Origin of the sequence: Streptomyces sp. ISL-94, from assembly GCF_018614075.1 — a bacterium.
Classification (GTDB): domain Bacteria; phylum Actinomycetota; class Actinomycetes; order Streptomycetales; family Streptomycetaceae; genus Streptomyces.
Genome location: NZ_JAGGOZ010000041.1, coordinates 1 through 23869 on the forward strand (window position 1 = coordinate 1; position 23869 = coordinate 23869).

The following is a 23869-nucleotide window of genomic DNA, read 5'->3' on the forward strand; positions in this document are numbered from 1 at the left end:
GGGGAGACGCGCTGGTGAACCGCTTCCAGTTCGTCGCCGACCACCAGCGCCGATACGGCGTGAAGCGGCTGTGCAGCATCCTCGGTGTCGCCCGCTCCAGCTTCTACTACTGGAGCCGCACCTCCGCGGACCGGGCCGCCCGGCAGGCAGCCGACGCGCGGCTCGCCGCCCGGATACAGGCCGTGCACCGGGAATCGGACGGCACCTATGGCGTCCCGAGGATCACCGCCGAGCTCCGTGACGACGGCTGGCGGGTCAACCACAAGCGGATCGCTCGCGTAATGCGGAGCATCAATCTCGCAGGAGTGCGGCTGCGTCGCAGGCACCGCACCACGCTTGCGGACCCGGCCGCGGCTAAGGCCCCGGACCTGATCGGCCGCGACTTCACCGCGTCCGAGACGAACACGAAGTACGTCGGCGACATCACCTATCTCCCTCTGGACGGCGGGAAGTTCCTCTATCTGGCGACGATGATCGACCTCGCCTCGCGCCGCCTGGCCGGCTGGGCACTGGCCGATCACATGCGAACCGATCTCGTCATCGACGCCCTGGCCGCCGCCGAGCGGACCCGCGGCAGCCTCGCCGGATCGGTCATGCACACCGACCACGGCGCCCAGTACACGAGCCGGGCGTTCGCCGACGCTTGCCGCCGAGCCGGCGTCCGCCAGTCCATGAGCGCGATCGGCTCCAGCGCGGACAACGCGCTCGCCGAGTCCTTCAACGCGACGTTCAAACGCGAGACGCTCCAGGGCCGAAAGCAGTGGTCCAGCGAGCGCGAGGCCCGCATCGACGCGCTCGGATGGCTGCACCGCTACAACACCCGACGCCGTCACTCCCGCCTCGGACACCGCAGCCCGATCGCTTACGAGACAGCCTCCGGAACAACATCAACTACGCTGGCACCAACCGCATAAGCCGTGTCCAGGATCCAGGGTCAAGGCCCCGCCGCCGGGGCGTCATTCCTGGTCCGGGCGGTGATCCGCAGCAGGTTTCCGCCAGCCTCCACACGCTCGACCTGCACCGCGGCCAGCTGCGGCAACAGGTCCCCCACCCTCACGACACACACAGTCAGCCTGCCACCGTCAACCAGCCGACACCATAGGCAAGTTGAATCGATCACCGGCTACGAAAATCTTGTAAGAGCCGTTCGTTTGACAGACCCGGTGCAGAAGGGCTTCAGGGCGAAAAGGACCGGCTCCTACACAGGGGTACTTGCCAACCCGATGCTCCTGTGACTAGCGAGGGCCGGATTCACTCCTGCGGGGGACACGAAACGGGGGCCGGCACCCATCGGTGCCAGCACCCGAAGACCGTTCGCCAGCACGCGCCGGGGCAGTCTGCAATCTCTCGCTTTCGTGTCAGTAGGAACCTGTACGTCTCTCACTCGATGACAGTGGACCGACCCCGATCTCTCACGTCCGTGACAGTGGGCCCGGCAGGCAGAACACCCCTCTGACCAGCACCGCAGTCCACTCCCGGACAGACTCGCCACTGACACCCATCGCACTGACACGAAACCGAGAGATCGCACTCGGGGTCGACTGGGCCCGATAGCCGGCCGGGGTAGCAGCCCTACACGGACGACACTTGACGCTCCTGCAACACGACACCAGCCTGCACTACGAAAACGACACGTGTCTTCGCTCCAGCCCAGATCAGAGACACATCGGCCAGTGAAAAAAGCTGTCGTCGGCCGATGAATGATCCCTGTCGCCCATCACCAGGTCGTCCCCTGCGCCACGGCTACCAGCCTAAACAACGCAATTGATCCATAGGACAGCCCATGCGGCCCAACGGACAATCACACGCGGCGTCGCGATAACCGGCAGGATGCCGAGCAGCTCGAAGCCCTCGCCGGGCTCGAAATCCAATGGGTACAGGAGCCACCCGAGGCCGACCCAAGGGGCATGGCCCCTACACGGGCGCCACGGCACCTACCCGGGAAACGACACGGACCTGCACCACACGGACGACACGTCTTCCCCGGTCAGGCCAGCTCAACGCCCCGTAGTCCGGTGAACGCCCCTGCCGCCTGCCCATGCAGAATCCCTGACACCCATCAACTGCAGTTTTTTACAGGTGAGGTTCCGTGACAGCCAGGTGACGGCCGATTCACCCTCGCCCTGTCGTGTTCCTTTAACACACCCGCGGCCCGTGCCACGCCAGGCACCCGCGCGGCTCGGCGCGCGAGCACCCGGCTCCTCCGTCACCGCCAGCAGGGCTGAATCACGGCACGCCGCACCGACCTGTCGACCTGGCGACCGTCCCGCGCGAGGGTTCGGTCCCGGGGTACGCCCTCAAGACCGAGGACCGCGTGGTCCTGGCCGCCACCCGCCGGGGCCTGGCCGAGCTCCTCGGTCGCACAGGAGCTTCCGCCCCCAGCCCTGACGGCCGCGGCCGCGCCGCCGTCCGGGCGGTGAGCGAACGCAGTTCGCGCCGGCGTGCGCCGGTGGCAGACTCTGCCTTGATCGCGGGCACAAGTCCGCGTACATGAAGGGAGATACGTCGTCATGCGCAAGATGAGGTGGGCGGCCGCGGCCACCGGTGCGGTTCTGCTGATCGCGGGGTGCGGCAGTGAAGGCGATTCGCCTCATGGCCAAAACGGTGACACACCATCGGCCGGTGGCTCCGCCCCGGCGAAGGCGGGTTCGGGCGGCAGCCTGGACGTCGAGGCGGTGAGGAATGAGATAGACGCCGCCGCCACAACGGCCGGGTTCACCGCGAGGCAGCCCGCGGACGACGTCCCGCCGGGCCTCAAGTCCTGCACGGTCAGGTGGCAGGCGGACGGCGCGAAATCCACCGACTCGAGGAAGTCCTACGACGCCACGGTCGCCACGCTGGTCAAGGGGGGCTGGAAGGAGAGAGGGAGAACAGACGAAAAGCAGTCGGTCACCATGGCGATGGACAAGGGCGGCTGGAACATCTTGGCGTGGCACCACCCCCAGGGCCGGGCGGACGGGACGGACTGGATCAGCTTCATCGCCAACGACACCGGGCCCGCGTGCGAGAAGCCCTTCCAGGAAGACCTGGCCGACAAAACAACGAACAAGCAGTAGTTCCGGTCGCGAACCCGCGGCAGGCCGGGGGTCGCGGGCGTGGGCCCCGTGGCTCCCGGCGATCAACCACATTTCACTTCACGTACATGACCTTGAGCTGCGCCGGGTGCCCTTCACCAACGCCTTCGGCACCCCCGTAGTAGCCGAGAGAGGCGTTGTTGGGGTCCAGTGCCACTCCCCTCCAACACGTCGAGTCGAAGATGGAAATGATATCGATCCACCTCCCGACGTTCTTGCCCACTCGATCGTCAGGGACTCGCTGTCGCAGCTGAAAGTGCTGGGGCGGGATGCGTAGCTGTGTACCTTGATGACGGTCTTCCCGCCCGAGTTGTAGTACCAGTACGCGTAGTAGAGGTAGAACTCGCTCCCCGGCGGCGGTCGCGGAAGGCACGGCAGTACGCGGCCAGGCCGGCCGCACCTCCCTGGACACGCACCACATACCAACGACCAGTGAAACTGCGCAGTACTCAACCTCGATCCACCGGTTTGATGTCTGTGGACCGCTCCTCCGGAGACGAGGAAGTGCCCTGTGACCTGCGATGATGAGGTTTCTCTAGGACCACATCAAGCACGTTCACGAGGGCACTTCCGAGATGCAATCCTCCCATGCCGCAGCGACGGTCTCCGCCCGGTTCGATGATCGGAACCTGATCGCGTACGGCGGGCTGGCTCCGCTGGTGCGTCTGGCTGAGCGGTGCGGGCTGCCCGCTCTGGTCACCGAGCGGGTCAGCCTGCCGGCGTCGCGGAACGGGACGGGGTCCTTCCCGGCGGCCAAGGTGATGGGCCTGGTCGCGGGGATGGCGGCGGGCGCGGACAGCATCGACGACATGGACCGGCTGCGGCACGGCGCGATGAGCGGCCTGTTCGGCGGGGTGCGGGCGCCGTCCACCCTGGGCAGTTTCCTGCGTTCCTTCAGTCACGGGCATGTGAAGCAACTGCACGCGGTGGCCCGCCGGTTTTTGCCCCGCCTGGCCGCGCACACCCCGCTGCTGTCCGGCGCCGGGACGATCGCCCATCTCGATCTGGACGACACCATCAAGCCGGTGCACGGCTATGCCAAGCAGGGCGTCGGCTACGGATACAACAAGGTCAAGGGCCTGAACGCGCTGGTCGCGACACTGTCCACGCCGCTGGCCGCCCCGGTGATCGCCGCAACGAGGCTGCGCAAGGGGAGTGTGAACTCCGCCCGCGGGGTGGCCTCCTTCGCGAGCGAAGCGATCGCCGTTGCCCGCGCGTCGGGCGCCACGGGACTGCTGGTCGTGCGGGCCGATTCGGCCTACTACGGAGCCGAGCTGATCGCCGCCTGCAAGGCGGCCGGCGCCCGCTTCTCCATCACCGTCCGTATGAACGCCTCGATCAAAGCGGCGATCGCCACCATCGATGAGGACGCCTGGACGGCGATCAAATACCCCAAGGCCATCTGGGACGAGGAGGAGGGCCGCTGGATATCGGATGCCGAGATCGCCGAGACCGAGTACACAGCCTTCACCTCCAGGCCGAAGAAGCTGCAGGTCACCGCACGTCTGATCGTGCGCCGCGTGAAACGCCTCAACCCCGCCACCGTGCCCGAGGGCCAGGGCGAGCTGTTCACCACCTGGCGCTTCCACGCCGCGTTCACCGACAGCACGCTGTCCCTGACCGACGCCGAAAAGGATCACCGTCGACACGCAATCGTGGAACAGGTGATCTCGGAGTTGAAGAACGGCCCGTTCGCCCACGCACCGTCGGGGAACTTCCAGGCCAACGCCGCCTGGCTGGCCCTGGCCGCCCTCGCCTTCAACCTGACGCGCGCCTGCGGGACGCTGGCCGACGCCTTCCACGCCCGCGCGACCTGCGCAACCATCCGCGACCACCTGATCAACATCCCGGCACGACTGGCGCGTTCGGCCCGCCGGCTCACCCTGCACCTGCCCGAACGCTGGCCCTGGCAGGACGCCTTCGACTCCCTGTTCCAGACCGTCCACGTCCCGCCCCCACCGGTCTGACCAGGACGAATCCGACCCGCCCGCGAGGGCCCGAGACCTGTGGACAAGTGGAAAAGCTGGGCAGACCAGCGACCACCGGCTGCCCACAACCGGAAACACAGACCCGATCAACGAAAACGATCACTCACGAACCGGGCCGGTGGATCGAGGCTCAACCAACCTGCGCAACCAGGCCCCAAAGCAAACAACTCCGCAGGTCAGACGGCTGGACTACCCTGCGCTCTGCGCAGAATCAGTGAGCCAACCCAACCACCAACCCGCTCAGTCAACCTGCACAGCTCCAGGTCACAAGCGTGACGACTATGCAGATTCACTGACCCACGACAACTTTGATATCAGCGGAGTGCCGAATGCAGAAGACCGGTGACATCGTCCTGCATCCTCATCAGGAGGAGGCCGTGGAGGCGATTGTCCGTGGGCTGGATATTCCGCCCGGGAAGCGGATTCCGGAGGCGGGTCTGCGGGCGACGGTGGTGGCGGCGTGCGGGACGGGGAAGACGTTCACGGCGGCCGCGGCCGCGCTCCGGCTCGCCCGCGGGGGCCGGGTCCTGGTGCTGTTGCCGATCCTGGACCTCCTCACCCAGACGGTGCGGGAGTGGCGGGCCGCCGGCCACACCGGGCCCGCGGTCGCCGTCTGCTCGCTCGAGGACGACGTCCGCCTCTGGAGCATGGACGTGCGCACCACCACCTCGGCGCCTCAACTGGGGCTCTGGCACGGCCGCGGCCCGGTAACCGTCTACGCCACCTACGCCTCCCTCCCGGTCATCGCCGAGGCGCACCGCGGGGAGTACGGGCTGCCGATGGACGTCTTCGACCTGGTGGTCGTGGACGAGGCGCACCGCACGTCCGGCTCGGCGGGGAAGGCGTGGGCGGATGTGCACCACCAGGAGGTCATCGCGGCGATGCGGCGGCTGTACATGACCGCCACCCCGCGGATCTGGGCCGAGCGCCCGCCGCGGTCCCGGGAGCAGGAGGAGCTGTACGAGGCGCAGGTCGCGGTCGTGGACGAGGAGACGCCGGGGCAGACGCGGCGGGTGTGGGACCGGCTCCCGCGTGAGCTGGCGTGCTCCATGGACGACGAGAAGGTCTTCGGGCCTGTTGTCTATGAGCTGTCTCTCGCCGACGCCATCTCCCGGGGGCTGTTGGCGAAGTATCAGGTCGTCGTGGTCGAGCTCACCGACCCTCTCATCACGCGTGAGCGGCTCGTCGGCGAGGAACGGTACGAGGAGCAGCTGCGCGGCGAGCGCCTCGCAGCCATGCAGACCGCCCTGCTGGAAGCCATGACAACCCATGACCTGAAGACCACCATCACCTTCCACCACCGCACCATCGAGGCGCAGGCCTTCGCCGAAGGTTTGCCCCGCGTCGCGGCCCGCCTCCACCAGGCCGATCCCGTCCGCTACCCGGCGCCGGAGCGGGTGTGGTCGGGGTGGTTGTGCGGGGACCACGACAGTGAACACCGACAGGAAGTGATCGGGGCGTTCGGGCGCCGGGTCGGCCGCGCCGTCCTCGCCAACTGCAAGGTCCTCGGCGAAGGCGTCGACATCCGCGCCGTGGACAGCGTGGCGCTCATCGACCCCAGAGGGTCGGCCGTCGACATCGTCCAGGCCATCGGCCGGGCCCTGCGGCAAAAACCCGGCGAGGGAAAGATGGCGACCCTGCTCGTGCCCGTCTTCCTCGCACAGGGCGAAAAGCCGGAAGACATTCTCTCCTCGAAATCGTACGGCCCCGTCATCCGGGTCCTTGAAGGCCTCCGGGCACACGACGAGCGAGCCGTGGAAACGCTCGCAATTCCCCAAGAGGCGCAGAAACGCGTCGTTCAGCCGTCGCTCCCGATCGGCCAGGCCCCAGCCGAGGGCCAGGAGGAGACCCGGCTCATCCTCCGGTTCGCCGCCCACCGCGACCCCGCACTCATCGCAAAATGGGTCAGCTACCTCGTCCTGAACACCGAACGGCAGGACTGGCGTCGAGGCATCGAGGCCGCACTCCGCTACCGGCAGCGCGAACACCACCTGGAGGTCCCCTACGACCACCTCGAAGGCTCCTACCCCCTCGGCAGATGGCTCTCCGACCAGCGACGGGTGTTCCGGGCGGGACAGATGAGCGGGGAGCGGGCGGCCGAACTCGAAGGGCTGGGGATCGTCTGGGACACCGCCGACGCCGGCTTCGAGGAGAACCTGGGCGCCGCGCGGGCGTACTTCGCGGAGCACGGAACGCTCGCGGCCCCACGGCACGCCACCGCCCTGGACCGGGCGGTCGGGCAGTGGCTCACCAACATCCGGCGCCCCGGCGGACTGGGAAAGGACCCCGACCGCGCCCGCCGGCGGGCCGAGCAGCTCGCGGCGGTCGATCCGGACTGGAACCCGCGCGAGCTGGGGTGGACGGTGGACTGGCAGCGCCACTACGCCTACCTGGCCCAGCTCCTGGCGGCCGGTGCGCGAGTCGAGGATGTGGTGCCGGGGGTGACCCTGCACGGCGAGAACGTCGGGCGCTGGCTCACCTCCCAGCGGCGCAACTGGGACCGGCTGAACGAGGAGCAGCGCCGCCGGCTCGGTGAGCTGGGCGTGAAGAAGGCCGTACGGGCACGTAAGGCGGCGGCGAAGGCCGCCCCGACGTCCGGGCCGGGCAAGGGCGGCGAGGCGTTCCAGAAGGGCCTTGAGGCCCTCGCGCAGTACATCGCACAGGAGGGCGGCCTGCCGGGGCGCGCCGTCGTCCAGGTCCTCCCCGACGGGAGCGAACACCGCACCGGGATCTGGATCGGGAACCAGAAACAACGCCGCGACCGCCTCGACGCCGCCCAGCTCGCCGCGCTCGCCGACCTCGGAATGGACTGGGCCCAATAGGAACGGGAGGCCGCCAGTTGCCGGCGGCGCGGCGGCGTAGTGCCCATCGCCAGAGAAGGGGAGGTCCTACACGCGCGCCAGACCATCTACACGCCGAACGACAACGACCTGCACCAGAAGAACGCCACCCCCGTCCACATCCCGCCCAGCTCACCGCCCCTGCACACCGGTGAAGACTGCCGACGCCGACCAGTGAAGAACCCATGGCGCCCATCAGCAATCGGTCACCCCCGTCAACCCGCCGGCCGCCACCGACCGAGTGACGATCACAGGACTCAGCGGATGTGGGCATGCCAGCGTGGAAGCCTTTGGACACCGCTGCCCTTTCCCTGTCGGCAGGGGTCACCGATGTCAGGAAGTGATTCACATGGACAACGAGCTGCTCAACGGCCCGTCTACCTACCCTCAAGTGGGAGGGGTGGGCGGTTCAGCCACTGAATCGCGAGCGAGAAACTACAGGGAGGCCGTGAGCGACGGAGGCCCGTCACACTGCGCGACCAGTTCCTTCCACCATGACGGCAAGGCCTACCCGATGTTCTCGATGGGACTCGCGGCCTTCGCTCTGGACGGCCCCGACACCAAGCTGGCGTCTGCAATCAAGCAGATGCGCATGTGGGGTGTCTACAGGGCGTGGACCGGGGGCAAGGCGCAGCTGTCCAACGCTGAAATCGGCAGCAAGACCGCGGCCGAGGTGTCCCTCACCGCGCGTTCCGGCCCGCTCCTGGTTCTTCGGGAATGGGACGAGCTGTCCCCGGCCGAGCAGTACGAGCACGAGACCATGCACATGCGGATCTCCTTGGGCATGCAGGACGCCAAGGACACCTCGTCCTACGGCTACGGCCCCGACGCGTACCGATTCGAGGACGTCGACCCGCGGCTCACCCTGCCCTACCTCGTCGCCATGCGACGCCCTACCGCCCAGGAGATGGCCGCCACCCCCGACAGCTGGTACGCGGACCGCTGGGCAGCACAGACCTTCGTCAACCCGGACGGAGTCCGGGACGGAGCGACCGCCTACACCGAACCCGGCTGCAAAGGCAGAAGCCAGCACTTTTGGACAGGCAGCTACGGCTACAACGAACTCAAAGCCGGCATCGGCAACGACACCATCTCCAGCATCTCCGTCGGATGGAAGCAACGCGTAACCCTGTACGCGGCAGACCACTTCAAAGGCCAGTCGATCACCTACGAAGGCACCCGCGCAGGCCACTCCGACCGCCACGACCTCCCCCCAGGCCTCGCCAAAGAAGTCTCATCCATGACCATCACCAACCACAAAGCCCCACCCGAGCGCCTTACCGATACCACCGAAGACCCCATCAAACGGTACGGCTGGAACAGTTAGATCCGCATCAGGGTGCCCCGGACCGGCGGCGGCCAGGTGCTCGCCGTCTTCGGGCCGCGTCCGGGCGCAGCGGTACCGTGCGCCCGGACGCACCCAGCCAGCCCGCCGCGTCGTGACGGCCGAGGACCAGGAGCTGCGGGCGGGCCAGGGTGCCCGTGAACACGCCGATGACAGCTTCGGCGGTGTCCCCGCGCCTGAATCTTGGTCCAGCCTCTGGCGGCCGGGCGGTAGGGCTGGGCCAGGGCGCTGCTGGCAATGGCATCGAACCCGCGGTGCGTCCGGCCATTGCGGCAGTGCCGGTCATGCTCCCATGCCGTGTCGCCCTGACGCTTCAGCCGGCTGAAACCGTCTTACGGGGTGGTGAGGGTGGTGACGCTGGCGACCTTCGCGCAGATGACATACGCCTGGATCTTCCCCGGAGCGCTCGGGTCCGAGTTGGACGCGAAGGCCCACCAGCCCTCGCCGTCCTGCGGAATGCTCGCGCCCAGCGGATACCGGTCGGCGTGCGAGTTGCCCGCCGTCACCAGGGCTCCGCCACCCGTACGGACCTCGCCCTTCGGGCATTTGACACTCGCGGCAGCCTGCCCGGCGAACGTTCCGATCGCCGGGGGGATGGTCACCTCCTCGCTCTTGACCACCCGCAGCGCCGGGTCATCGGCCGACGCGATCCCGACGAAACGGTCCTCTACACCCGTAAGAACCCGGAACCTGAAAGCGGCCGTGGGCCGTGCGGCCCCGCAAGACCGCCGCGAAGACGAGCACGGTGTTCCGGCGTCCGGGCGGGGGTGCTGCGGCCTTCCAGAAAGGTGTCCAGGCCCTCGCCCGTACGTCGAGGGGGAAAGCGGCATACCGACCCGGGGTCCCGTCGAGCAGCTTCCCGACGGGACCGAACGGCCCGCCCGCAGCGGTCAAGGACGCCGGCATCTGCGCAGCCGAAGCGGCCCTCGAACTCGCCCTCGCCTTCCACCCACCAGCCAGGGCTAGCCCGACAGGTCTCCCTGATCACGCGCTACACAACCTCGCCCAGACAACTACACCCAGTGTGCGAGGGTGAGTGGACAAGGCGCCAGGACGCCGGGTGGGCGGGGTGACGGACTTGGCCGTGATCCCGCCGCGCCCCGGAAGGGACGTTCTCCGGTCCCTTCCGGGATACCTGACGCAACGGGCACGGGGCGGAGTGTGGCCGGTCAGGCGGCGCGCCAGCGGAGGCCGTCCTGGTCTGGGCGGGGAGTGCGGGTCCGGTGGGTGCGGGTGTGCCAGACCATGCCCATCGAGGTGAGCGCCATGGCCTCGTACGGGGTCAGGTCGCTGCGGCGGCTTCGCTTACCGGACAGCCAGCGGCCCAGGTTGAAGCGCCGGCCACGGCTGGTCTCCACATACCGGTAGGGGACGTTGAGATGTCCTTCGCGGGTGTGGTGGGCGGCCGCGGCGCGCAGGCCGGTGTGGAAGGCGGTGGCGCGGCGCCCGGTGGGGCGGTGGCGCAGGAAGTGGCGGGCGGTGGGGACGGCTCCGATGGCTGTCAACAGACGGCGCTGGGTGGGGTGGAGCTGCGGCCACCTGCCGCGCTGGCGCTCCAGCCAGCGCGCGAGGGCGTCCTGGGCGGGGGTACGGGGACCGGCGGGCGGGTCCGGGCTGTGTCCGTCGGGGGTGCGGACGAGGTGGTAGGTGCGCTGCCAGGCCAGGGACCATGACGGGTTCCAGTGCGGGTCCAGGGCGGCGAGGGCCTTCGCGCGCGGCGGGCAGGCGGCGGCCGCGCTGCGTGGAGAGCCAGCGGCCCAGGTGGTGGCCGCCGGCCTGGTAGTTGGCGGGGACGGCGAGGTGGCCGTGGGCTCGGGCGTATGAGGCGGCGATGGGCAGGCGGCGGGCGAAGCCGTTCGCCAGGCGTTTCCACAGCATGCCGATGGCGTCGAGGGCTGTGATGCGTTCCGGGGGCAGGTTGCCTGCGGTGTGGAGTTTGCGCTGGTGGTCGATCCACAGGCCGACGGGCAGGTGACGGTCGTCGGTGTAGCGGGCGGGGATGTCCAGGTGGCCGAAAGTGCGCAGGTAGCGGACGGCTGCGTCCAGGCCCATGCCCCATGATCCGTTGTCGGGGTGCAGCAGGCGCAGGCCCATGACCAAGGCGATTTCGTTCACGCGCTCGGGGGCTTCGGGGCCGCCCTGCTGGGCGGCGTACAGCAGGGCGCGCAGGGCCGGGTCCAGGCGTTCACGGAAGTGTTCGTCGTGGGCGCGCAGTCCTTGCAGGATCTGCCACAGGGTGCGGTAGCCGGAGGAGTTCAGGACGGTCTCGGTGTCCTGGCCGCGGGCGATGTAGACGGGGATGACGATGGTGGCTTTCTTGCCCTCGCCCGGTGCCTGGCGCAGGGCGCGTCCGACGGCCTGGATGGCGGCCACGGCGCTGCGTTTGGGTGCGAGGAAGACCACCGCGTCGATGGCGGGGACGTCGACGCCCTCGCCGAAGACGCTGACGTTCGACAGCAGTGCGCGGCGGGGGCGCTGCCTGCCGCGTCGGGTGGGTGCGGCCGGGTGGGCGGCGAACTCGGTGATCAGGCGGTTGCGGGTGTAGGGGCTCTGCCTGCCGCTGACGTGAGCGGTCCACAGGTCCGTGATGCGCAGGTGGGGCGGGGCCGCGCCGGCGGTCGTGGCGAAGGTGCGGGCGAACACCTCGGCGTGGCGGACGCGGGAGTGGAAGACCAGGACGCGGTTCAGGTCGTGCTCGGTGATCGCGCGCAGTGTCATGGCCTGTTGGGCTCCCAGGCGCAGCCGGTCGAAGTCCGGGCTCTGGCCGGGCAGTGCGGCGAGGATCTCGTGGAGTTCGTGGTCGTGGATCTGCGGGACGATGACCTGGTAGTCGGCGAGGATCCCGCGGCTGATGGCGGTGGCCACGTCGAGGCGGTAGACGGTGGGGCCGAAGATCTCGGGGTCGTCCATGGAGGCTGCGGGCGCGGTGGCGGGGCCCAGGGTGCGGTCGGTGCGGTCGCGCTCGGCCTGGTCCGCTGCCGTTACCGTCTTCTCCTCGCACGACGCGCACACGGTCGGGTGGCACCGGTAGCCCGGCTCGGGCTGGCTGTGGCGTTCGACCATCGGTCGTTGTCGAACTTCGTCCCGCACTCCGCGCAGACGGGGCGGCGGGCCTCGCGCGCGCCCCGCGCATGGACACGGCGCACGCCCGCGAGGGGCGGGGGAAGCGGATCACTGCGGCGGCCCCGGGGAGATTCCCCGGGGCCGCCGCCTGCGTACGTGCGGACAACCGAACCGGCACCCGTACAGGGGCCCCGGCCGGACCCGGCGCGGGTCGTGGGCCTGCTCGGCGTCTCCGGCTCGCGTGCTGAGGCCTGACCGCGGGCACCCGGGTCGCTGTGGCGTTGCGGGGCGCCTATATCCTGCGCGGCATGATCGTCTCGGATGCGGGCCTCGACGATGCCGGAGTGGCGATAGCAGCGGTGCGTGCCGGTGCGGACGTGGTGCGCGGCATGTACGGGCGGCGACTCGGCCGTATCGAGAAGGGCGACGGGGACTTCGCCACCGCCGCCGATGTGGAGGCCGAGAAGACGATCCTCGGGGTCATCCGGGCCGCCCGGCCCGGTGATGCCGTCCTCGGCGAGGAGGGCGGGCAGCAGGGGGACGCCGGCGCCGGGCGCCAGTGGTTGGTGGATCCCTTGTGCGGCACGCTGAACTACGCCGTGGGCAACATGCTGGTGGCCGTCAACGTGGCGCTGCGGGGTGGGGCGGCGGCGGTGGCAGACCCGTTCAGCGGTGAGGTCTTCTTCACCGACGGCGAGAGTTCCTGGGTGCGGCGCGACGGTGCCGATGCGCGGCTGGCGCCTACCGCCGCCACCCGGTTGGTGGACGTCAACCTGGACCCGCCGTTTCCCGGCGCGCCCGGGTTCCGGGCTGTGGACCTGCTGGCCCATCCGGGGTTCGTGGAACGGTTCCGGCCGCGGGTCGTGTCCACGACGCTGGCCTTGGCGTGGGTTGCGGCCGGCAAGCGTGCCGCGTACGTCACCGACGGCGGGGACCTGTCCGGGAGCGTGCATTTCGCCGCCGGCATCGCCCTGTGCCGGGCCGCCGGCTGCGTGGTCACCGGGATCGACGGCGCCCCGATCGGACCGGCCGGCCGCGGACTTGTCGTGGCCGCCGACAGCGAAACCCACCAGCTGCTGATGTCGATGATCCGCGGCTGAAGCCGGCGGCACGGGGCCGACCACGCCCCCCGGTGAGGCCGGCGCCCGGTCTGGGATCATGGCCTGATGGGACAGGTTCGGCAGAACGTCAGCTCCGGGTCGCCGTTGGAGCCGGAGATCGGGTTTTCACGGGCGGTTCGCAAGGGGGCGTACGTGGCGGTCGCCGGTACGGCCCCCATCGGGGATGACGGGGCGACCGTGGGCGTGGGGGATGTCCATGCGCAGACCGTGCGGTGCCTGGACATCGCCGAGCGGGCGCTGGAGGAGGCAGGGGCGTCCCGGGACGACGTCGTACGGACGCGCATCATGCTCACCGACATGACCACGTGGAAGGAAGCCGCGCGGGCGCACGGGGAGCGGTTCGCGGCGGTGCGGCCCGTGTTGACGGTCGTCGAGGTGTCCCGGTTCATCGACCCCGACTGGCTGGTCGAGGTGGAGATCGACGCCGTGATCGGTTAGTTCTGCTGCTCCTCGGGTCAGGCCGCGTCGTGGAAGACCAGGCCCTTGCGGGCGGCCCGCCACGGACGGGGCCGCCTGGCGGGCGCGCGATGGGGCGGCTCGGGTGGACTGATCCGGCCGCGGGCGCCCGTGGCCGTGACCGTCAAGACGGCTGCCCATCCGCGTCCGGACGTGGCGTGCCAGTGCCGCCTGAGGCCGTTTCGGTTTTGGTGTAGAGGACCTCGCGGGCCTGCTCTGAGGCGCGGATCATGCTCTCGCCTACGAAGTCGACGAAGCGGGCGATGTTCTCCAGGCGGGTGGCGGCCGGGGTGTCGGGGCCGAGGATGCTGACGCCCTGCCGTGCGGTCTCGGCGAGCTGGGCGTGGGATCGGGCGGCGGTGATCATTCCCTGGTACCAGACGTCGTCGTCTACGACGTAGCGCTCGCGGCGGCGGTCGTCGCGTTCCCGGCGGATGAGGCCCTGGCTTTCGAGGAGCGTGATCGCTTTGGAGATGGACGCCGGGCTGACCTGGAGGCGCCGGACGAGTTCGGACGCCGTGAGGCTGCCCGTGTCGGTGGTGTAGAGGCAGGTCAGCACCCGGGCCGTCATCTTGGGCAGCCCCGATTGCATGAGCAGGGTGGTGAACGTCTCCTCGTACTCGCGCACGGCTTCGGGGTCGCGTCCGTCGGCCTGCGGGGACGCCTGGGGACCCCGGGGCGCGGCCGGCTTGCGCCGGTGGGCGCGGCGTTCGGTGGCGCGGTGGGCGAGGTCGGCGCGGTAGGCGGTCGGGCCGCCGTTGCGCATCACCTCACGCGTGATCGTCGAGGTGGGGCGGTCGAGACGTCTGGCGATCTCCGCGTAGGCGAGGCCGTCGGCCAGTCCCAGCGCGATCTCCTGGCGTTCCTGCTGGGTGAGCCTGCCTCCCGGCATCGCGATCTCCCTTCGTCGTTCCCTGATGCCCCCAGTATAGCGTTCACTCGCCCTTCATTGCAACGTTGGGGTGATGGACGTTGCGTTAGACATCAGACTATTGCAACGATCTCTCGGCTTCTACCTGCATTGATGGCAATTAAGCGCAACGAGTCTGTTGCCGACTCTTCGAACGCAACGTAGCTTTTCCAACATCAGAAACAAGGAGCCCAAGGAGAGCACCATGCAGAAGTTCGACACCCCCGCCCCGGTGACCGCCGTCCTCGACATCCCCGCGGGACGCATCCGGTTCATCGCCGCCGACCGGGCCGACACCACGGTCGAGGTCCTTCCCGCGGACGCGTCGAAGAGCCGTGACGTGAAGGCGGCGGAGCAGATCGAGGTCGCCTACGGCGACGGCGTCCTGCGGATCGCGGCCCCGGCGGCGAAGAACCGGATCCTCGGCAACTCCGGATCCGTCGAGGTCACCGTCCAGCTGCCCGCCGGCTCCCGGATCGAGGCGAAGGCGGCCAGCGCCGAACTCCGGGGCGTCGGACGGCTCGGCGACGTCGCCTTCGAGGGCGCGCAGGGCTCGGTCAAGCTCGACGAGGCCGCGAGTGCCCGCCTCACCCTCCTCGCCGGCGACGTCTCGGTCGGCCGTCTGGGCGGCCCCGGGGAGATCAGCACCCAGAAGGGCGACATCCGGATCACCGAGGCCGTGCGCGGCACGATCGAACTGCGCACCCTGGCCGGCGACGTGTCGGTCGGCGCCGCCGCCGGAGTGTCCGCCTCCCTGGACGCCGGCACCGGCCACGGCCGGATCCACAACGCGCTCAGGAACAGCGAAGGCGCCGCCGCCGGCCTGACCATCCACGCGACCACCTCCTACGGCGACATCACCGCCCGCAGCATCTGAGGAGCACCCATCATGACCAACCTGGCCATCGCGGCGAACGGGCTGCGCAAGTCCTACGGCGACAAGGTCGTGCTCGACGGCGTCGACCTGTCCGTCCCCGAAGGAACGGTCTTCTCCCTGCTCGGCCCGAACGGCGCCGGCAAGACCACCGCCGTGAAGATCCTCTCCACCCTCATCTCCGCCGACCCGGGCACCGGCGGCATCCACATCGGCGGCCACGACCTCGCCGCCGACCAGCAGGCGGTGCGCGCCGCGATCGGTGTCACCGGTCAGTTCTCCGCGGTCGACGGCCTGATCACCGGCGAGGAGAACATGCTCCTCATGGCGGACCTGCACCACCTCTCCCGCAGCGAGGGGCGGCGCACCGCCGCCGGGCTGCTGGAGCGCTTCGACCTGGTCGAGGCGGCGTCGAGGCCCGCCTCCACCTACTCCGGCGGCATGAAGCGCCGCCTGGACATCGCCATGACGCTGGTCGGCAACCCGCGGATCATCTTCCTCGACGAGCCCACCACCGGCCTCGACCCGCGCTCCCGGCACAACATGTGGCAGATCATCCGCGAGCTGGTCGCGGGCGGCGTCACCGTCTTCCTCACCACCCAGTACCTGGAGGAGGCGGACGAGCTCGCCGACCGCATCGCCGTGCTCAACGACGGCAAGATCGCCGCCCAGGGCACCGCCGAGGAGCTCAAGCGGCTGATCCCGGGCGGACATGTGCGGCTGCGCTTCACCGACCCTGCCGCGTACCAGGGCGCCGCCCTCGCGCTGCGCGAAGTGACGCGGGACGACGAGGCACTGGCCCTGCAGATCCCCAGCGACGGCAGCCAGCGCGAGCTGCGCTCCCTCCTCGACCGGCTGGACTCGGCCGGCATCGAGGCGGACGAGCTGACCGTCCACACCCCCGACCTCGACGACGTGTTCTTCGCCCTGACCGGCGGCGCCGGCGTCCCCGCCCAGCCCGAGGAGAACGTCCGATGAGCTCCCTGTCCCTCGCCGTACGCGACTCCTCGACGATGCTGCGCCGCAACCTCCTGCACGCCCGGCGCTATCCGTCGCTCACGCTGAACCTGCTGCTCACCCCGATCATGCTGCTGCTGCTCTTCGTCTACATCTTCGGCGACACGATGAGCTCGGGCATCACCGGCGGCACCCCCGACCGCTCCGCGTACATCGCCTACCTGGTCCCCGGCCTGCTCCTCATGACCATCGGCAGCACCGTGATCGGAACGGCGGTATCCGTCTCCAACGACATGAGCGAAGGCATCATCGCCCGCTTCCGCACCATGGCCATCCACCGCCCCTCGGTACTCGTCGGGCACGTCGTCGGCAGCGTCCTGCAATCGGTGACGAGCGTGGTCCTCGTCGGCGCCGTCGCCGTCGCGATCGGCTTCCGCTCCACGGACGCAACCGCCCTGGAATGGCTGGCGGCGTTCGGACTGCTCGTCCTCTTCGCCCTGGCACTCACCTGGATCGCAGTCGGCATGGGCCTCAGCAGCCCCACCGCCGAAGCCGCCGGCAACAACGCGATGCCGCTGATCCTGCTGCCGCTCCTGTCCAGCGCCTTCGTCCCGCTCGACTCCCTGCCCGGCTGGTTCCGGCCGATCGCCGAGTACCAGCCGTTCACGCCCGCCATCGAAACCCTGCGGGGCCTGCTGCTCGGCAGCGAGATCGGCCACAACGGGTGGCTCGCCGTCGCCTGGTGCCTGGGTCTCGCGGTGCTCGGCTACTTCTGGTCGGCCTCGAAGTTCAACGGCGACCCGAAGTAACCGCCATGACGGCCGCGGGCCGCTTCCCCCCGCAACTCGTCCCGCCCCAGGGCGGCGTACTCGACAGGGCGTCGTCGGGTCACGCCGCCCCGTCGGCGTTGTCGGCCGTCCGCAGGGCCGCTCCGCGGGCATCGGCAGGCCGGAACTCCCGTAGCACCAGGGGCCGTAGGGTGATGACGTAACCATCATGACAGGTCAGAGGGTGTTTTCGTAGGACGAACGGCACAGGCGAATGCCCTTGTTTGGGTACCTGTGCGGCTTTCAGAATCGTCGTCATGAACAACACGGCGCACATCAATCACGACGCAGTACTCCGAGCCCGGGTGGCCCTCCTCGGATCGGAGACGCTGCCGGTCCGGCAGCGGGTCGCCGCCTACCGCGTTCTCGTCCAGGTGAGCCCGCTCGCCTATCTGCCGCTGCTGACGGAGGCGCTGTACGGATACAGCAAGGAGTTCGCCCACCGGCCCGGGATAGCACTGGCCCTGCGGGCCGAGTCCGTCGCCGCCGCGCGCCGCATGTGCGCGCTGGAGCCCGAACGGGCCTACCTGCTGCGCACCGCGCTGGCCGGCTACCGGGAGCAGCTCGTCCTCATGGACCGCCGGGACGAACTCGCCTCCCTCGACCGGGAGATGGCACTGGCGGGGCCGGCCCGGTGAAACGGCGCCCGCGGCAGGCCAGGTGAGGTCAGGTCAGGGCCGCGCCTCGTACCCGTCCTCCGCCAGCAGCAGCTTCTTCTGCGGCTTGCCCATGGCGTTGCGCGGTACGGCCGCGACGAAGCGGACCTCGCGGGGCCGCTTGTGCACCGACAGGTGCGCGGCGACGAAATCGGTGAGCTCGGCGCCCGTGACGCCTTCGGCGACGACGAAGGCGACGATCCGCTGGCCCAGATCGGCGTCCGGGACGCCGACCACGGCGGCCTCGCTCACCTTGGGGTGGTCGAGCAGCGCGTTCTCGATCTCGCCCGCGCCGATCCGGTAGCCGCCGGACTTGATCATGTCGATGGAGGCGCGGCCCACGATCCGGTGGACGCCGTCCGCCTCGTCGACGGCCGCGATGTCACCCGTACGGAACCAGCCGTCCTCGGTGTACGCGGCCGCGGTGGCCTCCGGCCGCCCCAGGTACCCGGAGAACAACGTGGGGCCGGTGAGCTGCAGTTCTCCGATCTCGGCTCCCGGCTCGGCCGCGATGCGGGTGCGGATGCCGGCGAGCGGGGTGCCGACCGTACCGGGGCGGACCTCGCCGCCCGCCCGGCCGCTGATGGTGATCAGCGACTCCGTCATCCCGTACCGCTCCACGGGCCGCAGCCCGGTCAGGCCCTCCAGGTCCCGGAAGACGGGCGCCGGCAGGGCCGCGCTGCCCGACACCAGCAGCCGGGCCCCGGACAGCGCCGCCGCCGCCTCCGGTTCGGCGGCGATACGGGACCACACGGTCGGCACCCCGAAGTACAGGCTGCCGCCGGCCGCGGCGTAGGCCGCCGGCGCCGGACGCCCGGTGTGCACGAGGCGGCTTCCGGTGCGCAGGGCCCCGAGGACGCCCAGCACCAGCCCGTGCACGTGGAACAGCGGCAGCCCGTGCACCAGGGTGTCCTCGGCGCTCCACTGCCAGGCCTCGGCGAGCGCGTCCAGATCGGCGGTGATCGCCGCGCCGCTGAGCACCACGCCCTTGGGCGCGCCGGTGGTCCCGGAGGTGTACAGGATCAGCGCGGGTTCCTCGGGCGTCGCGGCCGGCCCGGTCCAGGCGGAGCGCCGGGCGAAGTCCGCCTCGACGAGCCGTGCGCCGGAGTCGCGCAGGATGTGCTCCCGTTCGGCCGGTCCGGCATCGGGCGGCAGCGGTACGCACGGCACCCCGGCCTGCAGTCCGCCGACCACGGCGGCGACGGTCTCCAGGGAGGCGGTGGCGGTCACCGCGAAGGCCGGGAGTCCCGCGACATCGGCGGCCACCGCCCGGGCCGCGCCGAGCAGTTCCTCGTAGGAGGCGGTGCGGCCGGCGATCGCGACGGCGTCCTCCCGGTCTCCGTATGCGCCTTCAAGCGCCGTGAGCACGGTGACTCCCCTCTGTTGTCCCGGGCACAGGCTGCCGGACTGCGGGGGGTCCACACCACCCCGGCCGCCGCGCGCCGCGCCCAGATATCCATCTGACTTGATACACCAAAAAGGATGGATTGCTGTTCTCGGCAGACGGCCCCCCACGGAACGCGGAAGCCGCCCGGGTCCGCAGACTCGGGCGGCTTCCCGTTCCCGGCCCGCGGTGCGAACCCTCAAGGCCGTCAGGCCGGCTGCGGCGGCGACAGCCGGGCCAGCACCTCCGGCGACAGGCGCCGGGCAAGGGCCTCCAGCAGGGCGAGCACCTGGGCGACCTCGGCCGCGTCGTCGGTGTCCAGCGCCGTGGCGATGGCCTCGTCGACCCGCGCCGAGGCGACCTCGGCACGCCGGTCACCTCGGGGTTCTGCCGGACCAGGGTGCGGCGCCGGTCCCGCGGGTCGGTCGCCGTCACCACCGATCCGGTCTCCCGCAACCGCGCCACACAGGCGGAGACGGCACTCTGCGGCAGACCGGACCGGATGGCGATCTCGCCGACCGTCGTGTCGGGGTGCGCGTAGATGTCGAGCATCACGATCAGGACCGACCGTGTGCTCATCGTCCGCTTGCCGACGTGATCGGTGGGGATGGCCTCCTCACCGATCTTCATCAGCGTCCGGCCCAGCAGGAAAAGCTGTACTCCATTCAGACGGACGACCTTATATCAGTTTCGATGTATCAGATTTGATGCTTCCGATCCGGATGGCCGGTCAGATGACGCCCTGCGCGAGCATCGCGTCGGCTACCCGCTCGAAGCCGGCGATGTTGGCGCCCGTCACGTAGTCGCCGGGCGCGCCGTACCGCTCCGCGGTGTCGTGGCAGGTGGCGTGGATGTCCCGCATGATGCCCGCCAGCTCCTCCTCCACGCGGTCGGCGCTCCACGCGGTGCGCGCGGCGTTCTGGCTCATCTCCAGCGCGCTGACCGCGACGCCGCCGGCGTTCGCCGCCTTGCCCGGGCCGAAGGCCACCCCGGCTTCCTGGAAGAGGCGTACGGCCTCGGGCGTGGTGGGCATGTTGGCGCCCTCGGAGACCGTCTTGACCCCGTTGCGGATCAGCGTGCGCGCGTCGTCGGCGTCGAGTTCGTTCTGGGTGGCCGAGGGGAAGGCGGCCTCGGCCGCCACTTCCCAGACCCGGCCGCCCCGCACGAAGCGGGCGGAGGGTCCGCGGCGGGCCGCGTACTCGCTGATCCGGCCGCGTTCCACCTCCTTGATCTGCTTGAGCAGTTCGAGGTCGATGCCCTTGTCGTCCACCACGTAGCCCTCGGAATCGGAGCAGGTGACGGGGTTCGCGCCCACCCGCAGGAGCTTCTCGATCGTGTAGATGGCGACGTTGCCCGAGCCGGAGACCACGGCGGAGCGCCCTTCGAGCTTCGCGCCCTTGCGCTCCAGCATCTCGGCCGCGAACAGCACGCTCCCGTAGCCGGTGGCCTGCGGGCGGATCGCCGAGCCGCCCCAGCCGGTGCCCTTGCCGGTCAGCACTCCGGCCTCCCAGCGGTTGGTGATCCGCCGGTACTGGCCGAAAAGGTAGCCGATCTCCCGGCCGCCGACGCCGATGTCGCCGGCCGGCACATCCGTGTGCTCCCCGATGTGCCGGTGCAGCTCCGTCATGAAGGACTGGCAAAAGCGCATCACTTCGGCGTCGGAGCGCCCGCGCGGGTCGAAGTCGCTGCCGCCCTTGCCACCGCCGATGCCCAGCCCCGTCAGGGCGTTCTTGAAGATCTGCTCGAAGCCGAGGAACTTCACCACGCCGATGTCGACGGCCGGGTGGAAGCGCAGGCCGCCCTTGTACGGGCCGAGCGCGCTGTTGAACTCCACCCGGTAGCCGCGGTTGACGTGGACCACCCCGCGGTCGTCCTGCCACGGCACGCGGAAGATGATCTGCCGCTCGGGCTCGGTCAGCCGCTCGACGAGTCCGGGCACGGCGTACTCGGGGCGCGCGGCGAACACCGGAGCCAGCGTCTCCAGCACCTCGCGTACCGCCTGGTGGAACTCGGGCTGCGCCGGGTTGCGTCGCTCGATGTCGGCGCGCAGCGAGTCCAGCCTGGCCTTGGGGTCCTTCACGGTGTGTTCCTCCTGGTGATGTCGGATGCGTCGGTGCGGACCGCGCAGGCGGCGGCGAACCCGTCGCCGACCGCGATGTCGTGCACGGTCCACCCCGGCGGTCGGGCGGGGCGTGGCCCGCACCCTAGGAAGATAGGGGAGGCGCCGTCGCCGGGGCCCGTGCCGGTGCCTTTCACGTACGCCTCCTTGCGCGTCCAGCAGCGGGCGAACGCGGCCGGCCGGGCCGCGGCCGTGAGAGCCGCCGACTCCGCCCGCTCGCCGGGGTGGAGGCCCTCGGCCGCTCCTGCGGCCGCCTCGGGCGCGGGCCTGCCGCGCCGCTCGAGGTGTGCTGGAAGGCCGCTCGATTCCGGGGCGACGCGGGCCGCCCCCGCCCGTATAGTCGCCTTGACTTGACGATTCGATGACCCGTTCCCGAAGAATCGATGACCGAGAAGCTCCGAGGACGGACGAGCAGGGGGACACACGATGGAGACCGCACGCCTGGCCTCGCTCATCGCCGCCACGGTCACGATGGGGCTGGTCAGCGGCCTGTTCTACGGCTTCTCCGTCTCCGTGATGCCGGGTCTGAAGCGCACCGACGACCGTACGGTCATCGAGGTGATGCAGCACATCAACAAGGCCATCCTGAACGGCTGGTTCGTCCTCGGCTACATCGGCGCGTTCCTCTTCACCGCGCTGGCCCTGGCCCTGCACGTGCCGTCCGACGGCCGTGACGTGCTGCCCCCGCTGATCGCCGCCCTGGTCTGCTACATCCTGTCGATGGGCCTGACCAACAAGGTGAACATCCCCCTGAACAACGCCCTGGAGAAGGCCGGCCCGGTCGCCCGCATCAGCGACCCGGCCGCCGTCCGCCGCGCCTTCGAGGGCCCCTGGACCCGCGCCAACGTCTGGCGCACGCTGCTGTGCACGGCGGCGGTCGGCTTCCTGGCCTGGGCGCTGTACCTGCACGGCCAGACCGGCTGACGACGTACGAGGTCCCCCGGCCGGGACGGCCGGGGGACCTCGTCTCGTGACGGGCGCGTTCAGCGGGTGGCGCGGCCGTAGAGGACCAGGGCGCGGGAGAGGGCCGTGAGGGCCACCGTGCACAGCAGGGTGCGGACGATGTTGGTGGAGACCCAGGTGCCCTTGAACTTGTCGACGATCGAGAAGTCCGTCAGCTTCGCCGCGTCGCCCGCGTCGGCCAGTTCGTTGTTGAGCGGGATGTTCACGGAGAAGGTGATCATCAGGACGACGAGGTAGGCGACGGCGGCCACCCCGACCCAGATGGCGACCACGCGGCGGCCCTTGCGGAACTCGACGATCGCCGAGGCCGCGGACGCCAGCAGGGCGAGGACGAACGCCATGCCGAAGAGCCCGTTGCCGTCGATCGCCGAGTTGAAGTTCTGCATCGCGGTGACGTACGTGCGCTCGTCACCCGCCGCGAGACCCGGCATCACCGAGACGTCGAAGGCGAAGAAGAGGCCCGCCATCAGGCCGACGAGGACCGTGGAGACCAGGAGGAGGGCGGTGGCCACCTTGCCGCGCTCGGCGCTTGCCGGCGCGGGGGCAGGTGCGGGCGCCCCCGGCTGGGCGTAGCCACCGGGCTGGGGCTGTGCGTAGGAGCCGGGCGGGCCCGCGTAGGGACTCGGGCCGCCGGCGGGGTACTGCTGGGGGCTACCGGCCGGATTGGGGTTCATGGGACATCCTCATCTGCGGGTGGTGGGAGTACTGCTCGCCCTCGGCACGGACATCCGATCGTGGCATTCCCCGGGATACCCGGCCATGGGCTTTCCACCGGCTCTCGAGCGAGAATCGAGAGCCGGTGGCGAGATCCGTTCGGTCGGCGGCGAGTCGGTACGCCGGTCAGTAGCGGTAGTGGTCCGGCTTGTACGGGCCCTCGACGTCCACGCCGATGTAGGCGGCCTGCTCCGGGCGCAGGGTGGTGAGCTTGACGCCGAGGGCGTCGAGGTGGAGGCGGGCCACCTTCTCGTCGAGGTGCTTGGGGAGCACGTAGACGTCGGTGGGGTACTCCTGCGGCTTCGTGAAGAGCTCGATCTGGGCCAGGGTCTGGTCCGCGAACGAGTTCGACATGACGAAGGACGGGTGGCCGGTCGCGTTGCCCAGGTTCAGCAGACGGCCCTCCGACAGCACGATCAGGACCTTGCCGTCAGGGAACTTCCACGTGTGGACCTGCGGCTTGACCTCGTCCTTGACGATGCCCTCGATCTTCGCGAGACCGGCCATGTCCATCTCGTTGTCGAAGTGGCCGATGTTGCCCACGATCGCCTGGTGCTTCATCTTGGCCATGTCCGAGG

Annotated in this window: 20 protein-coding genes and 2 pseudogenes; 12 read left to right on the forward strand and 10 right to left on the reverse strand. The window is 70.0% G+C overall.

Annotation, left to right across the window (positions count from 1 at the left end; translation table 11 throughout):
- From J7E94_RS15305 to J7E94_RS15325, 5 genes are all read left to right on the forward strand, one after another.
- Positions 1–914: IS3 family transposase (locus J7E94_RS15305; protein WP_215015858.1), on the forward strand; the 914-nt coding region annotated here is incomplete at its 5' end.
- 1761 nt (positions 915–2675) lie between these two features.
- The gene (locus J7E94_RS15310; protein WP_215015859.1) at positions 2676–3056 is read left to right on the forward strand and encodes a hypothetical protein; all 381 of its coding nucleotides are present in this window, start codon (positions 2676–2678) and stop codon (positions 3054–3056) included.
- A 593-nt stretch (positions 3057–3649) separates the two neighbouring features.
- Positions 3650–5041, forward strand: a complete 1392-nt coding sequence (locus tag J7E94_RS15315; RefSeq protein ID WP_215015860.1) for an IS1380 family transposase — start codon at positions 3650–3652, stop codon at positions 5039–5041.
- Between the two features lie 350 nt (positions 5042–5391).
- Entirely contained in the window at positions 5392–7884 is a 2493-nt protein-coding gene (locus tag J7E94_RS15320) for a DEAD/DEAH box helicase (RefSeq protein ID WP_215015861.1), read from the forward strand.
- 466 nt (positions 7885–8350) lie between these two features.
- Positions 8351–9229, forward strand: a complete 879-nt coding sequence (locus J7E94_RS15325) for a hypothetical protein (RefSeq protein WP_215015863.1) — start codon at positions 8351–8353, stop codon at positions 9227–9229.
- A gap of 350 nt (positions 9230–9579) precedes the next feature.
- On the opposite strand, the gene J7E94_RS15330 is transcribed toward J7E94_RS15325, so the two are convergent.
- The 3 genes from J7E94_RS15330 to J7E94_RS15340 form a co-directional block, all read right to left on the reverse strand.
- Positions 9580–9849, reverse strand: a complete 270-nt coding sequence (locus J7E94_RS15330; RefSeq protein WP_215015864.1) for a hypothetical protein — start codon at positions 9847–9849, stop codon at positions 9580–9582.
- 567 nt (positions 9850–10416) lie between these two features.
- The gene (locus tag J7E94_RS15335; protein WP_251056711.1) at positions 10417–10665 is read right to left on the reverse strand and encodes a helicase associated domain-containing protein; all 249 of its coding nucleotides are present in this window, start codon (positions 10663–10665) and stop codon (positions 10417–10419) included.
- Positions 10553–12310 (reverse strand): helicase associated domain-containing protein, encoded by a 1758-nt coding sequence (locus tag J7E94_RS15340; protein ID WP_215015865.1) that lies wholly within the window; start codon positions 12308–12310, stop codon positions 10553–10555. Before J7E94_RS15340 ends, J7E94_RS15335 begins: the two co-directional genes overlap by 113 nt.
- 308 nt (positions 12311–12618) lie before the next feature.
- On the opposite strand from J7E94_RS15340, the gene J7E94_RS15345 reads away from it, so the two are divergent.
- Positions 12619–13410 carry an inositol monophosphatase family protein gene (locus J7E94_RS15345; protein ID WP_215015866.1) on the forward strand — a complete coding sequence of 264 codons (792 nt, stop codon included), beginning with the start codon at positions 12619–12621 and terminating at the stop codon, positions 13408–13410.
- Positions 13411–13476: 66 nt separating this feature from the next.
- Positions 13477–13869 (forward strand): RidA family protein, encoded by a 393-nt coding sequence (locus tag J7E94_RS15350; protein WP_215015867.1) that lies wholly within the window; start codon positions 13477–13479, stop codon positions 13867–13869.
- 142 nt (positions 13870–14011) lie between these two features.
- Here J7E94_RS15350 and J7E94_RS15355 read toward each other — a convergent pair whose 3' ends face one another.
- A complete protein-coding gene (locus J7E94_RS15355) occupies positions 14012–14779 on the reverse strand; it encodes a helix-turn-helix domain-containing protein (protein WP_215015868.1) in 768 nt (255 codons plus the stop codon).
- Positions 14780–15002: 223 nt separating this feature from the next.
- On the opposite strand from J7E94_RS15355, the gene J7E94_RS15360 reads away from it, so the two are divergent.
- The 4 genes from J7E94_RS15360 (at position 15003) to J7E94_RS15375 (ending at position 18093) form a co-directional block, all read left to right on the forward strand.
- Positions 15003–15674, forward strand: coding sequence for a DUF4097 family beta strand repeat-containing protein (locus J7E94_RS15360; RefSeq protein WP_215015869.1), 672 nt, complete (start codon positions 15003–15005; stop codon positions 15672–15674).
- A 12-nt stretch (positions 15675–15686) separates the two neighbouring features.
- A complete protein-coding gene (locus J7E94_RS15365) occupies positions 15687–16649 on the forward strand; it encodes an ATP-binding cassette domain-containing protein (protein ID WP_215015871.1) in 963 nt (320 codons plus the stop codon).
- Complete coding sequence (locus tag J7E94_RS15370; protein WP_215015872.1) at positions 16646–17437, forward strand: ABC transporter permease; 792 nt, start codon at positions 16646–16648, stop codon at positions 17435–17437. Before J7E94_RS15365 ends, J7E94_RS15370 begins: the two co-directional genes overlap by 4 nt.
- A 275-nt stretch (positions 17438–17712) precedes the next feature.
- On the forward strand, positions 17713–18093 hold the full coding sequence (locus J7E94_RS15375) for a hypothetical protein (RefSeq protein ID WP_215015873.1): 381 nt from the start codon (positions 17713–17715) through the stop codon (positions 18091–18093).
- 33 nt (positions 18094–18126) lie between these two features.
- On the opposite strand, the gene J7E94_RS15380 is transcribed toward J7E94_RS15375, so the two are convergent.
- The 4 genes and pseudogenes from J7E94_RS15380 to J7E94_RS15395 all read right to left on the reverse strand — a co-directional run.
- Positions 18127–19479, reverse strand: a complete 1353-nt coding sequence (locus J7E94_RS15380; RefSeq protein ID WP_215015874.1) for an AMP-binding protein — start codon at positions 19477–19479, stop codon at positions 18127–18129.
- A gap of 224 nt (positions 19480–19703) precedes the next feature.
- Positions 19704–20125: pseudogene (locus tag J7E94_RS15385) on the reverse strand (MarR family winged helix-turn-helix transcriptional regulator).
- A 100-nt stretch (positions 20126–20225) separates the two neighbouring features.
- Positions 20226–21575 carry an NADP-specific glutamate dehydrogenase gene (gene gdhA / locus J7E94_RS15390; RefSeq protein ID WP_215015875.1) on the reverse strand — a complete coding sequence of 450 codons (1350 nt, stop codon included), beginning with the start codon at positions 21573–21575 and terminating at the stop codon, positions 20226–20228.
- A gap of 143 nt (positions 21576–21718) precedes the next feature.
- Positions 21719–22069 (reverse strand): annotated as a pseudogene (locus J7E94_RS15395) (4'-phosphopantetheinyl transferase superfamily protein); the annotation flags it as partial.
- On the opposite strand from J7E94_RS15395, the gene J7E94_RS15400 reads away from it, so the two are divergent.
- Complete coding sequence (locus J7E94_RS15400; protein ID WP_215015877.1) at positions 22041–22538, forward strand: DUF1772 domain-containing protein; 498 nt, start codon at positions 22041–22043, stop codon at positions 22536–22538. The pseudogene J7E94_RS15395 and the gene J7E94_RS15400 overlap by 29 nt on opposite strands.
- 59 nt (positions 22539–22597) lie before the next feature.
- Here the strand turns inward: J7E94_RS15400 and J7E94_RS15405 are convergent, their stop codons facing one another.
- Both J7E94_RS15405 and J7E94_RS15410 read right to left on the reverse strand, forming a co-directional pair.
- A complete protein-coding gene (locus J7E94_RS15405) occupies positions 22598–23251 on the reverse strand; it encodes a DUF1772 domain-containing protein (RefSeq protein ID WP_215015878.1) in 654 nt (217 codons plus the stop codon).
- A gap of 166 nt (positions 23252–23417) precedes the next feature.
- Positions 23418–23869, reverse strand: a 452-nt coding sequence (locus J7E94_RS15410; RefSeq protein ID WP_215015880.1) for an adenosylhomocysteinase, incomplete at its 5' end; no start/stop codon positions are given.